At 72.3% G+C, this 12,895-nt stretch carries 8 protein-coding genes; 2 read left to right on the forward strand and 6 right to left on the reverse strand.

From position 1 onward, the window contains the following. The 6 genes from CDN99_RS20585 to CDN99_RS20615 all read right to left on the reverse strand — a co-directional run bounded on the left by CDN99_RS20585 (nt 1) and on the right by CDN99_RS20615 (nt 10,438). Nucleotides 1–2,283, reverse strand: a complete 2,283-nt coding sequence (locus tag CDN99_RS20585) for a hypothetical protein (protein ID WP_141100894.1) — start codon at nt 2,281–2,283, stop codon at nt 1–3. A gap of 13 nt (nt 2,284–2,296) precedes the next feature. Then, on the reverse strand, nt 2,297–3,175 hold the full coding sequence (locus CDN99_RS20595) for a radical SAM family protein (protein ID WP_141100895.1): 879 nt from the start codon (nt 3,173–3,175) through the stop codon (nt 2,297–2,299). Continuing rightward, on the reverse strand, nt 3,163–4,317 hold the full coding sequence (locus tag CDN99_RS20600) for an iron-containing alcohol dehydrogenase (protein ID WP_158218905.1): 1,155 nt from the start codon (nt 4,315–4,317) through the stop codon (nt 3,163–3,165). The genes CDN99_RS20595 and CDN99_RS20600 overlap by 13 nt, the downstream gene beginning before the upstream one ends. A gap of 17 nt (nt 4,318–4,334) precedes the next feature. Further along, nucleotides 4,335–8,303, reverse strand: a complete 3,969-nt coding sequence (locus CDN99_RS20605) for a hypothetical protein (protein WP_088386783.1) — start codon at nt 8,301–8,303, stop codon at nt 4,335–4,337. A 130-nt stretch (nt 8,304–8,433) separates the two neighbouring features. After that, nucleotides 8,434–9,612, reverse strand: a complete 1,179-nt coding sequence (locus tag CDN99_RS20610) for a nucleotidyltransferase family protein (protein WP_088386784.1) — start codon at nt 9,610–9,612, stop codon at nt 8,434–8,436. Nucleotides 9,613–9,754: 142 nt separating this feature from the next. After that, entirely contained in the window at nt 9,755–10,438 is a 684-nt protein-coding gene (locus CDN99_RS20615; protein ID WP_088386785.1) for a hypothetical protein, read from the reverse strand. Nucleotides 10,439–10,988: 550 nt separating this feature from the next. On the opposite strand from CDN99_RS20615, the gene CDN99_RS20620 reads away from it, so the two are divergent. After that, on the forward strand, nt 10,989–12,593 hold the full coding sequence (locus CDN99_RS20620) for a GMC oxidoreductase (protein ID WP_158218906.1): 1,605 nt from the start codon (nt 10,989–10,991) through the stop codon (nt 12,591–12,593). A gap of 53 nt (nt 12,594–12,646) precedes the next feature. After that, on the forward strand, nt 12,647–12,895 hold the full coding sequence (locus CDN99_RS20625; RefSeq protein WP_088386787.1) for a DUF6137 domain-containing protein: 249 nt from the start codon (nt 12,647–12,649) through the stop codon (nt 12,893–12,895).

Below are 12,895 nucleotides of genomic sequence, written 5' to 3' on the forward strand. Positions count from 1 at the left end.
TCAGGGGGTTTCAAGTTCCGCGAGTTCGCCGGTCGCCGCGACCAGCGAGCGAAGGTCGTCCATGAAGCGCGCCCGGCCGCCCACGCCGAAGGCGCGTGTGCCGCGGAGCATGGCTTCGCCCAGCGTGGCCGCGGCCAGCGGCAGCGTGTCGCGCACCGCGGGCCATGCGAGGCCGCAACGCGCGGCCAGGCGGCGGCCGTCCGCCGCGCTCAGGCGCAGCGCCAGCAGGCAAGCCGCGACCTCCAGCTCGGGCCAGCTGATGCGGCCCCAGTTGGCTTCGAGCTGGAAGCGGTGGACGCGGGCCTGCGCGTCGATCTGCCAATGCCAGGCGCCGCACGCGTGCCGCAGCGAGGTCCGCAGGGCCAGTCCCGTCTCGCCGAGGCGCCGCACCGGCCGGGCGAGGAAGGCGTGCAGCGCCTCGCCTGTCTCCGGGAGGCTCAGGCCCCGGTCCGCCAACTGGCGGGCGAAGGCGGGCCAACGGGTCTCGATGCCGAGCGGGGCCTCGCCGGTCCGGAACATCGGCGGCGCGTCGGCGATGTCATCGCGCATGCCGCCGGTGCCGGCCATGCGGACCGCGGCCCTCGTGCCGCTCATGCCGTCTGCGCCGCTCATGCGGCCCGGGTGGCTCGCGCCGTGCTCGCCGGATGGTGTCTCCGCGATGGCGTCGCGCATCAGCGCCGACAGCAGGTCGGCGCACTGGTCCAGCAAGGCCGCGCGCGTGGCGCCGTCGCAGGTGCGCAGGCGCTCGGCCAGCGGCGTGGTCGGGCCGATGTCCGCCGTGACGCCGTAGCCGTCGATGAACCACGCGCGTCGTCCGGGTTGCAGGGCCTGGACGCGCTGGAACTCCGCCTCGCCGAAGACGCCCTCGCCGATGAAGCGCAGGTGCAGCAGCGGACGACGGTCCGCGGCGGCGATGGCCAGCGGGGTCTTGCGCGGATTCACGAGCGGCCGTCGGCCGGTCAGCACCACCGGGTGGTTCCAGGGCAGCCAGGGCCGGGCGTCGCCGTAACGCACCTCGTCGCGCGGGCAGTGCCAGCGCGGCGCGGCGTCTGACGGCAGACGGGCCAGGCCCGGCAGCCGCGACAGGCGCTCCAGCAGACGGCCATGGTCTGGCGGCATCAGGCACTCCCACAGCCGCCGCGTGCCGCCGCCGATCCAGGCCGGCGCCGCGTGCGCCAGCCGTCGTTGCCCGGCCTCGTCGCGCCAGAGCTTGCCGACACTCGCGAACCACAACTCGCGGTCCGGCGCGCGCAGCCCGGCCGCGACGCGAGCCATCGTCGCGCCGGTGTCGGGCTGGTCGTCCAACACCACGACGACCGGGCGCGGCTGGCCGTGCAGCCAGGCGTCCGCGTCGGGCATGCCCGGCATGCAGGTCAGTCCGGTCGCTGGGGTCGTTTCGATCGCTCCGGTCGCGCCGAACCTGTCGGGCGCACGGAGCGCATCGGGTGCCGAGGACTCGTTCTCCGACAGGGTCGGCCACGGACGCACGCTGCACCAGCGCGACCGGCTCACGCCGAGGTCGTCGAGCGCCGCCCGCCACAGCGGCGCGAAATAGGCGCCGCCCGACCGCACCGCCACCAGGAGCACCGGCCGGTCCGCGCCGATCGCTTCGACCAGCCGCGCGGCGTCGGCCGCGATCAGGTCGAGGTCGGCGATGTCGTAGCCGCAGCATTCCGGCATCGGGGCGGAGATGGCTTTCTCCACGCGCGCGGCCTGCGCCGCGTCGGTGATGTGCAGCGTGAGCGTCGCCGGCCAGGGCGACGTGGCCGCGACGCCGGCCATGGCCGCGGTCGTGGCACCGACGGGCCGGGCATCAGTACCTGGGCCTTTGCCCGCGTCGGCACCAGCACCAGCGCCAGACCGCGTCGCCAGGGGGGGCGGCGCCTGTCGCGCGCCGTGCAGCAGCAGGCGCGCGGCCTCGTCCGCTTCGTGTTCGGCGCGGCGCAGCAGCGGCGTCACGACGTCCACCGGCGCCGCCGCGCTGTCGAGCAGATCCGCCCAGCATTGCACCGCCGCGCACGCGGCGAGGTATCGCGCCCTGGCATCCGACGGGCGCGCGACAGCCTGCAACCGACCCAGCACGCGCGGCGGATGAATCAGGACCACGCCAACGCCAACGCCAACGGCCGTGGACGTGGACGTGGACGTGGACGTGGACGTGGACGCGGGCATCGGCGCGGATGCGGCCGCCCCGGAGACCAGGGCGGCCGGCGCGGGCGGGGTCGGCGGGACGGCGGCGGGCGCGGGCTCGGACACGGGACGGATGACGGCGAGGTCGCTCATGGTCGCGCGCGGATCACAGGTCCATCGAGGGGCGCCGGTTGTTGAACTCCTGATGCGACAGGCAGGTGCCGCAGGGGAAGTTGTCGTACTCCAGCTCGTCGTGCAGGCCCTTCACCGTGTAGCCGGGCGGCGGCGCGTAGCAGTCGCACTTGACCATCTCGATGTGGTCGTCCGAGACGTAGTAGTTGAAGCCGTTGACGATCTGGTCGCAGACGAAGTCGCCGCGGCGTCCGTGCTTGACGATGTGGTCCCAGCGGTCGAAGTACTCCTTGCGCTCCAGGAACGGCGCCTTGCGCAACTGCGCGTAGTCCAGGTGCACCTCCAGCGGCCGTCCGCCCAGCGCCAGCAGCGGCAGCAGGTGCAGCCGGCCCTTGAAGGACAGACGCTCGAGCGCCTCGATGAAGCCGTTCATCTCCTCGACCGACTGGCCGTGATAGACGCATTGCAGGTCGGCCGAGAGGCGCGCGGCGTGCTCCAGGATCACGTCGATCTGCGCCTGCTTGAGCCCGCGCTTGCTGTTCATCGCGGCGGTGTGCCCGTCCACCGAGATCACCCACCGCAGGCCGTCGCGCAGGCATTGCGGCAGCCGCGTGCCGTTGGTCAGCACCTCGATGCGGTAGCCGTCGCGCACCGCCCGCTCGGCCAGGTAGTCGATGATGGGCGGGTAGAGCGAGATCTCGCCGTCGGCCTCGACGCGCAGCAGCGTGTCGGCGGGCCGGAAGCGGTCGATGATGCGACCCACCGAGGCGATGGTTTTCTCGACGTCGATGCGCGCCTTCTTCACCTCGCAGTAGGTGCAGCGCAGGTTGCAGGGCGCCTTGATGACGATGTTCCGGTAGCGCCGGATCGGTCGGGGCTTCGAGGCCCAGAACGGCACGATCACAGATGACACAGCTTGGCCTCCTCTTTCGGATGGGCGACGTCGCGGACCAGGCAGTCCTCGATGCAGGACCGCACCAGCGCGGCGTCGACGAGCGTCAGCGGCTGCTCCGACGGCCCGCCGGGCACACCCGGGGCGTCGAGCAGGATCATGGCGACCTGGTCCGGCCGGGCCGCCACGTAGCCGCGTTTGTTGTCCATGCGCAGCAGCGCCATGACGGCGTCCACGGTGACGCCGTCGGGCATGCGCGCGACCGCGCCGTTGCGGTCCAGCAGGCGGTGATGCAGCGCGCGTCCGGCCGCGTTGAGCCGGCCCAGGCGGAAGGACACCTCGGCCGCCACCAGCATGCCCAGGCCCACCGCCTCGCCATGCGGCACCCGGCCCGCGGCGGCCAGCTCGATGGCGTGCCCGACGGTGTGGCCGTACTCGAAGACGACCGCCTGGCGGCGCTCGAGCCGGTCGGAGGCCATGATCTTCTGCTTGGCCAGCAGGCCGGCCTCGACGATCAGCGCGAAGTCCGCGTCCGAGTAGCTGGCCGAGGGGCTCAGGGCTTCCTCCAGCAGCGTCAGGTTCTCGGTCGCCACGGTCAGCGCGTTCTTGATGATCTCGGCCATGCCCGATCGCACCTGCGCGGCGGGCAGCGTCTGCAGATGGCACAAGTCGATCAGCACCGCGGTCGGCGCGTGGAAGCAGCCCAGCAGGTTCTTGCCCTGCGGCAGGTTGACCGCCTGCTTGAGCGAGGCGACGGAGTCCGCCGCCGCGATCAGCGTGGTGGGCACATGGACCAGCCGGATGCCGCGGAACAGCAGCGCCGCGATCAGCCCGGCCAGATTGCCGACCACGCCGCCGCCCACCGCCACGATCACGCTGCGCCTGTCGATGCCGGCGCGCACCATGTCCTGCGCCAGGCCCTCGACGCTGGCCAGGGACTTGGCGGACTCGCCGTCCCGCACCGTCCACAGCCGCGCCGTGGCATCGGCGGACAGGCGCTCGAACAGCGTCCTCGCGTGCAGCCGGCCGACCGTCTCGTCGGTGACGATGTGCAGGCTCGACGCCTTCAGCTCCCCGATCCGGGAGGCGATGTCGTCCAGGCAGCGCGCACCGATCCAGACCGGATAGGTGTCGCCCTCGAATTGGAGTTGCAGTTTGCGCACGGGTGTCGTCCTCCCTGTCAGATGTCGCCGTCGTCGTCGTGCTCGTCTTGCTCGTGATCGCCATCGCGGTCACCCGCCGCGCCGGCCAGGGCCGTCCAGTCCACGCCTCGCGCCAGCGTGAACCGGAGCCGGGGGCCAAGCGTCGCCAGACGCGCGTCGAGGGCGGCGTCGGCGTCCGGCGTCAGGCCCAGCGGCACGCTCTCCAGGTCGCGCAGCAGGCCGTCGAGCCGGGCGGGCGCGAGGCGATCGGCCGCGTGGGCCAGCACGAAATGCTTGGCGCGCCGCCAGCGCGCGCCGGTATCGGCGAGCAGCCCGGCCAGCGCCTCGGGGCCCCAGGCCGCCAGCGCGATCTCCGGCGCGTGGCGCACGATCAGGCCCGGCAGGCCGGACAACGCCGGGCCTTGCGCCGTCGCGACGCGCCGGAGTTCGTCGCGCAGGTCGGCGCGGCAGAACAGGCAGGCGGCCAGCAGCTCGTGGCCGACATGAGGTGCCGCGGCGCTCGCATCGGCGGCGACCGCGTCATCACGCGGCCCGGGGGCTCCTCGCGCAGTCGAGGTCTCCGGCGTGCCGGGCGCCGCCAGGGTCTCCAGCGCCGCCAGCGCTTCATGCGGCCACATCGCGCTCAGCGCGAGGCAGGCTTGCCGCAGGTGCTCGTAGCGATGGCGCCAGCGCTCGGTGTCGTCGAGCCGGTCGAGTGAGCGCGCGAGGCCGTCGATCAGCGCCAGGCCGCGCGCGGCGCCGCCACGCAGGCAGCGCCGGAAGATGCCGCGCACGACGCCGCTCTGCGCGATCGCGCTGACGGTGGACGACAGCGGCAGCGCGTGCAGCGCGACGTACTGCGCCGCGTCCTCCAGCACCGCGCGGTAGTGCACCAGGTGCTCGAAGATCGCCGGCCATCCCGGCTGGTCCAGGCGCTGGGCGAGTCCGTCGACGGCGTCGTTGTCGACATACGAGAAGTCGTAGGAGGCATCGAACAGCAGCCGCGTCGCCGCCACGAACCGATGCAGCGCCTCGATGCGCCAGCCGCCGCCGTCCTCGGCGGCGTCCGCGAGGCCCCCGGCCCGCGCGTCGGCGTTGTCGGCGCGCAGCCGGATGAACAGCGTCCAGGTGCCCAGCACGCGCTCGCGACGGATCGTCAGCGTCGGGAACATCCAGTCGCGCAGACGCGCCAGGATGACCTCATAGGCGAGGATGCGCGCGATCTCGTCGCCGGGGCAGTCGGGCGGCTCCGTCCACTCGACCGTGATCTGGCGCGGCGCGAAGACGTAACTCGCCTTGTGCGTGCCCATCGGGATCTGGATCTCGAGCAGCTCGCGCTCGAAGCGCAGCACCTTCGTCGAGCGGCTGCTGAAGGTGGCGCAGAACTGCTCCAGCGCGCGCACGCGGCGCGGCAGCCGGGCCGTGTCCATGCGCAGTCCCGCGAGCGACCACTGGTGCAGCAGGTTGTGCAGGACGTGCGGGTTCTCGTAGCGCTCGGCCGCTTCGACCGCGGTGCCGTCTTCGGCGGGATCGTCCTGGTCCTCGTCGTTGTGTTCCTCGGCTGCTACTTGAGGCGCCGCGATGACCTCGAACTCGACGCGCCAGTTGCGATCCTCGATCTCGAAGGACTCGGGCACCGGCTCGGCGCTCCACTGGGCCAACCACTCACGGAAGCGGTCCAGCACGAGCCGGTCGCGATCGTTGTCCGCGATCGGTTGGAGGAAGTCGATCCAGTGCCGCATCACCGCGAGGTAGCGTCGGTAGGCCGCGTCGTCGTGCCGCTCGGCGGCCTCTTCGATGGCGAGCCCCAGGATCGCCTTCAGCGAGGCGTCGAAGGTCTCGATCAACGTGCCGCGCAACTGCTCGACCAGATGTGCCAGCCCGAGCCCGTCGAGCGTCTCGCGCAACTCGCCCCAGGTGCTGGCGAGCGCCTGCGCGAGCGCGTCGGTGTCGCCGCCGCCGGCCACGCCGCGGAACGCCGCCACGGCATCGTGGAAGGCGCCCACCGCCGCCAGCGACGCGGGATCGCGCTGGACGCTCGTCGCCAGTTCGGCCACGGCGTCAAGAGGCAGCCGCAGCGCGCGCACCGCGTCGAAATGGGCCGCGGTCAAGCCCGCGTCGAAGGCCGCGGCGAGCACGCGCACGAGCGCGACGGCCTCCTCCGGATCGTGCATCGGCAGCCGGCGGTTCTCCGACTCGACCAGGGTCGCCAGACCCAGCACCAGCGCGGCGGTGTCGTGATCGCGTTCGCTGGCGCGGGCGGCGGCGGTCAGCAGCAAGCCCTGCGCCACGTCGTGGGGCAGCCATGCCGCCGCGGTACGCCAATCCAGCAGCGCCAGCGGCAGGCGCAGGTCGCGATGGCGGGCGAGCTCGCGGAGCGCGTCCGTGGCGTGGCTCGACAGGTGCAGGGATGCGCCCCTCGTTGCATCGTTCGACAGGATGGACGCGATGTCCTTGTCACCGCTCGCCAGTTGGGCCGCGCGGACATAGGACGCCGCGTAGCGCGTCAGCGCATCGGGCGCGCCGCCCGTGTCGTTCGCACCGCCGGCACCGCTCGCGCGGGCCCGGCGCAGACGCCGCGCGAGCAGCGCCGGCGACTCGACCGCGCCGTCCGCGTCCTCGAGCCACAGGTCGCGCGCGGGCTGCGTGCTGCGGGCCAGCAACCGGGCGCCGATGTCGGCGGCCACGGGCAGGGCCTGCAACTGGCGCAGGGTTTCGGCGCCCGTAGACGTCAGCGCACCGTCGGGCGACAGCGCCGCGGGCGGAAACAGCAGCGCGCAGTCATCGGGCAGCACGAGCTCGCGCCGGGCCTCGGTGGCGACGGCGCGCGCCATCGACGCGTCGCCGAGGAAACAGACGCCGCCGTCGAAGGCCACGACCTCCGTGCCGGCGGGGATGCGCGCGGTGGCCGTGCGGACGCAGGTCACGCGCTCCTGGCGGAACATCAACCCGGCGTGCTCCTCGGCATTGCCCTCGTCGACCAGCACCAGGGCCACGGCCACGCGCGCGTCGGCGCTCAGGCCCAGGAAATGGCGCCAGGCGGTCGCGAGGTCCGGCGCGATCAGGGCGCGGCCATGGATGCGCGCACCCAGCGTCAGCAGGCGTCCGGGCACGGTCTCGTACTGGCGCGTCAGCAGCGCGCGGCTCGCGCCGGTGATCGCCTCGCGCGTGCGCAGGGCCGGGTCCAGCCGCGTCGGCCGCGCCTGCAGCAGATGCAGCCGGCGCACGTCGGTCGCGAGCAGCTGCTCGCCGCGCCACAGCCGCAGCGGGGTGCCCGCGGGCCGCAGCGCCAGCGCGGTCGGCCGCGAGCCGGACGTCTGCGCGCTGGCGAAGCCGAAACCGAGCGTGTGCGACACATGGGCCGAGCTCACGTCGCGCGGCATCAGCGTGGTGACGGACACGAAGCCGCGGTCGGTCTCCAGCCCCCATTCGCAGTCGACCGCGGAGAAGCCGAACAACACCATCACCTCGGTGCAGATCGACTCCATGCGTTCCAGCACGGCGGTGTCGATCAGCGGCACGTGGTGGCGGTGCACGCGCTCGTCGACGGTGATCGGCAGCAAGGGCTGCACGAAGCAGGGGATGGCCTGCGCGGGCGCGGCGTCGCCGGCCAGCGCGCGTTGCCGCGTCGACCGTTCGCCCAGGCCGCTGAGGGCCACCTCGGCGACGCGGGCGTGCAGGTCCGCGGGCGTGAGGCAGATCAGGCTGTCGTAGCCACCGGCGTTGAGCAGCTCGGCCAGGTCCTCGATGCCGGCGCTGCGCACGATCCATGGTGCGGGGCCGCAGGTCGCCTGGACCGACCGCGCCAGGTCCGGTTGCCCGGCCCGCAGCGCGGCGGCATAGGCCGCGACGGCAGCGTCCGGCGCGCCGTCGAGGTCCGCCACGTCGGGCGCGAGCGCGTCCACCGGATGCACGGGCGGCACCAGGTCGCGCAGCGACGGCAAGGCGCGCAGGCGCAGCAGCCGTTCGAGCTTGGGTCCGGGGCGGGAGGCGGGGGGCAAGGGCATGAGAACTCTGTCGGGCTGTCCGGAGGAAGGCATCGCGAAACGGGATCTGGGCAGGATCGGGGTGAAGGCGAACGGGTGGCGGGTCTGGAAGGCGCGGCCCGAGGCGCGCGCATCAATCAGGTCTCGGCGTTCAGGGCCACTGGCGGACCAGCGGGTCGATCTCGGGCGGCAGGCCCTCCACCAGGCCGAGCATGCGCGTCGCGCGGCAGCCGAAGTCCATGTAATGGGATCCGCGCCTGACATGCAGCTCGTCCAGCACCCAGGCGGGCACCGCCGCGATCTGCAGCCGCGACAGCAGGCGCAGCGAATAGAACAGCGCCGGCCGCAGGTCGGCGGCGCTCACCAGCTTGACCAGCGCGGGCCAGTCGATGCCGGGCAGCGACAGCAGCGCCGCCAGGTAGGCCAGGTCGCGCTGCTTGGGATCGTTGTGCACGGTGCTGCTCTCAAGGTAGAAGCGCAGCGCCGTGGTCCAGACGTGATCGGTCAGGGACAGGGTCACCGCGCCGGCATGCAGGCTGGGCACGGCGCGCTCGAACAGCGAGTCCACCTCCATGCGCACGAACAGGCCGCGATGCAGGTCGATGACCTCCATCAGCAGGCCCTGTCCGTCGTGCACGAACAGCGGCGTCGGCGAGAAGGCGCGCACGAACTCGATCTCGTCCGGCTCCAGGTGGACCGGCGCCAGGCGGCACAGCGGGTAGAGCTCGCGATGCGTCTTCTCGTGCGCCTCGGTCTTCTCGCGCGGCACCTCGACCAGGCGGCCCGCGGCCGGGTCATAACGCGCGTGGACGAAACCCAGGCCCTGCAGGATGCCGCGCGCGCGCTCGATGTCGGCGGGGCGCACCAGCAGGTCGACGTCGGTGCTGCTGGAGATGGCGCGACCGCCGAAGGCGCGGGGCCGCAGTTCCACGCCCTTGAAGAGCAGGGGGACGATGCCCTGGTCGCGCAGCGCGGTCGAGACCTCGGCGGCGCAGCGCGCCTGCGCTTCGGCCATGCGCTGGTAGGTGCGCTGCGCGGGGTGCGTGCCGTCGCCGTCGGCGAGGTGGTGCAGGCTGTCGACGCTGGTGTCGATCAGCGCGGCGCGGATCCAGGCCGCCATCGGCTTGAGCGGGCCCAGGTGGGTGCCCTCGCGCAGCGCCGGCACCAGCGACAGCAGCGCCACATGCGTGCGCGCCAGCGTCGCGGCGGCCAGGCGCGCGTCCGACGGGCGCGCCTCGGCCGCCGTCTCCGACAGCTCGGCATGCCAGCGCGCGAGGCGGTGCCGGGGCTCCGTCGCCGCGCTCGCGTCCCTCTCCAGCGTCGTGTCCATTCGTCTTCAACCTTTGTCTGCGGCGCCTTCGGGCACCTTCGGGAGAGCGGCCAGGCCGCCGCGCTGTCTGAATGGCGGCCCCGACCGTTGCACAGGTCGGGGCCGCCGGACCCGGTCGACCGAAGCCGTCCGGGTGCGCCCGTCAGGGACGAGCCGTCGGAATGTCGCGGTACAGCTGACGCAGCAGCGGCACCATGTTCGTCAGCGACACGTCCTCGAAGAGGGCGTTGTCACGGATGAAGGCACCGGATGCCGAGGCGGCGATTTCCACCTCGTTGGCCGTGGCGACATCGACCGCGGACGCCGTGGCGGCCGACAGCGATTCCGTCTCGGTCGCGGTGTCCACATCGACCAGCGCCGACGAGGCGCTCGTGATGACGGCCTCCTCGGTGGCCGTGTCGACGTCGATCAGGCGCGACGCGGCCGCCGAGAGCGCTTCCGTCTCGGTGGCGGTGTCGACGTCCACCAGCAGCGCGGAGGCGGTCGTGATGACGGCTTCCTCGGTCGCGGTGTCGACATCGATCAGACGCGGTGCCGCGGCGGCGATCGCCTCCGATTCGGTGGCCGTCCTCACGTCGACCAGGAAGGCCGAGGCAGCCGTGATGACAGCCTCCTCGGTCGCCGTGTCGACGTCGATCAGGCGCGACTCGGCCGCCGAGACCGTTTCCGCTTCGGTGGCGGTGTCCACGTCGACCAGGAAGGACGAAGCGGCCGTGATGGCGGCCTCCTCGGTCGCCGTGTCGACATCCACCAGGTTCCCCGCGGTCCCGAAGGCAGTGCCCCCGTCGTGCGGATCGGACCAGGGCGAAGAGTTCTTATCGAACATCCCTTTCTCCTCTCAAGCAAAGGTTGAAGACAATGAAATCCGCACTCCTTCAAGAGTGCGGCTGGTCAATCTAATCAGTTTCGAGCGAATTGCAAGCATCCCCCGTCTTGGGGGAGGTGAGTGCTTGTCGAATGAATCCATTGACACTCGCAATGAATTGATTGAATGATCTCCGCAATCGAAGTCACTCGGAATGAATGGCGCGAGAGGCCGCCCCAGAGGCCGCCCCAGAGGGCGGCGCGGGGGGCGAGGAGGGGGATGGGGAGGGGCCGCGTCCGGAGGCGTCCGATCGGGCGCGCCCAGAGGGCAATCGGCGTGCCAAGCGCGAAATGGCTCCGCCGGATTGGGGAAACCTCGGGGGTCGCGTCGCGCGCCAACCACGCCCCACGATGAAGCGGGCGGGAAACGAGGATCCAATGCGGGCGAATGAATGACTTCATTGGCAACGATCAATCGAGCGAGTCAATGAATGAGTGATGGCGTGATTCGATTGAATGGATCCATTCAATCGACGGCGGTGTCGAGGAGCGGAAAGCGCGGAGCAATGACAATGAACGTTTCCACTGTGTCCTTCATCGAGACGGCGCCCTTGGGCGCCGCCCATCTCCACGGCCTGGAGGCCGGCGCGGCGCTGGACGATCCGTTCGACGTGGTCGTGGTGGGCAGCGGCGCCAGCGGCGCGGTGGCGGCGGAGACCTTCGTGCGTGCCGGGCTGCGCACGCTGGTGCTGGAGGAGGGCGCCCGCCTGCGTCGCGACGCGGAGAACGCCGCCGTGGATGCCGCGTCGCCGATGGCGCTGGCCGGCAGCGAGGAACGCGGCTGGAGCGGGCGCGGCTGGCCGTGGAGCACGCGCAACCTGGGCGGCGGCAGCGTGTTCTACGGCGGTGCGTCGTTTCGCTACACCGATTTCGATTTCGACCCGTCCGCGCGCATCCACGTCGACGGCCTGCCGGTGAAGTGGCCGATCGGGGCGGAGGACCTGGCGCCGCACTACCGCGAGATGGAGCGCCGGCTGTGCGTCGACCACGCCGCCTTCGTCGACGCGACGCAGGTGCCGCGCACGCTGAGCCTGCCGGCGGAGCACCTGTGGGCGGGCGCCGAGCGGCTGGGCTACTCGCCCCGGCCGACGCCGGTGGCGGTGGACCGCTCCCTCTGCGACAACTGCTCGCTGTGCATCTCAGCGCAATGCACGCGCGGCGCGAAGCGGGACGTGGTGACGGCGCTGCTGGCGCCGCTGGCCGACGCGCCCAACCTGACGCTGCTGACCGGCGTGCGCGCGGTGGCGCTGACGCAGACGCGGCGCCATGCCGTCGACGCCGTGACCTGCCTGGACATGGACACCGGCCGCACGCGCTCGATTCGGGCGCGGCGGGTGGTGCTGGCGTGCAACGCGATCCAGACGGCGGCGCTGCTGCTGCGCTCCACCTCGCACCACGCGCCGCGCGGGCTGGGCAACGAGCATGACGTCGTCGGCCGAGGCCTGTGCATGAAGCTCAGCGAGTACACCGAGGGCCGGGTGGACGAGTATCCGGAGCGCATCGCCGATCACCCGATCGGCTACCGCGGGCCGTTCTCGACGGTGGCGGTGCTGGACCATTACCTGGACGAGCGCTGTCCGGTCGGCGTCGGCGGGCTCATGTACGAGACCAAGCACGACGACTGGCGGGCGCTGCAGGGCGAGGGGCTGGTGCTGCGGGTGGAGACCATCCTGGCCGACCACCCGTCGCCGCGCAACCGGATCCGGCTGTCCAGCAGCACCGACGCCTGGGGACTGCCGCGCGTGATGATCGACTACACCACCGATCGTCGCGACGAGGCGCGGCTGGCCTACATGCGGGCCCGCTCGGCGGGCTGGCTGGAGGCCTCGGGCGCGCGGACGATCCGGCACGAGGCGTCCAACTTCACGCTCGGCAGCACGCACCTGCACGGTACCTGCCGGGCCGGCGACGATCCGCGCACCTCGGTCGTGGACCGCGACGGCCGTGTCCACGCGCTGGACAACGTCCACGTGGTCGACGGCAGCTACATGCCCTATCCCGGCGGTCTCAACCCGACGCTGACCATCCAGGCCAACGCGCTGCGGATCTCGCGCCTGCTGGCGCGCGGCGACACCGCCCGGGCCGATGACGGCGCGCCGCGCGCGGCCGTCGCCTGACCGCCATCCGTTCACCGCCCGACACGCGACGCCTGTTCCCTTCGCTCCCCACCATGACGCCGAACCAACTCCGCCAACTGATCATCCACACCGTCTGCAACGTCACCGGCGAGGAGCCCGAGGAAATCCTCGCCCACGAGACGGTCACGCTCGACACGCGCGACTGGGAGCAGGTCTTCAGCCGGCTGGAGGCCACGCTGGACATCGACTCGGGCCTGCTGGCCGGGCCGCGGCGCAGCTTCGAGATCGACGAGCTGACGCGCGACCTGCATGCGCGCCTGAGCGGCGCCGCCGGGACCTGA

It is taken from the genome of Roseateles aquatilis, from assembly GCF_002205645.1.
Lineage (GTDB): Bacteria > Pseudomonadota > Gammaproteobacteria > Burkholderiales > Burkholderiaceae_C > Roseateles > Roseateles aquatilis.

Bases quoted from the DNA above. Each gene is read 5' to 3' on its own strand.
- CDN99_RS20585 (WP_141100894.1), bottom strand. From the start codon at position 2,283: ATGAGCGACCTCGCCGTCATCCGTCCCGTGTCCGAGCCCGCGCCCGCC.
- CDN99_RS20620 (WP_158218906.1), top strand. From the start codon at position 10,989: ATGAACGTTTCCACTGTGTCCTTCATCGAGACGGCGCCCTTGGGCGCC.
- CDN99_RS20605 (WP_088386783.1), bottom strand. From the start codon at position 8,303: ATGCCCTTGCCCCCCGCCTCCCGCCCCGGACCCAAGCTCGAACGGCTG.
- CDN99_RS20615 (WP_088386785.1), bottom strand. From the start codon at position 10,438: ATGTTCGATAAGAACTCTTCGCCCTGGTCCGATCCGCACGACGGGGGC.
- CDN99_RS20625 (WP_088386787.1), top strand. From the start codon at position 12,647: ATGACGCCGAACCAACTCCGCCAACTGATCATCCACACCGTCTGCAAC.
- CDN99_RS20610 (WP_088386784.1), bottom strand. From the start codon at position 9,612: ATGGACACGACGCTGGAGAGGGACGCGAGCGCGGCGACGGAGCCCCGG.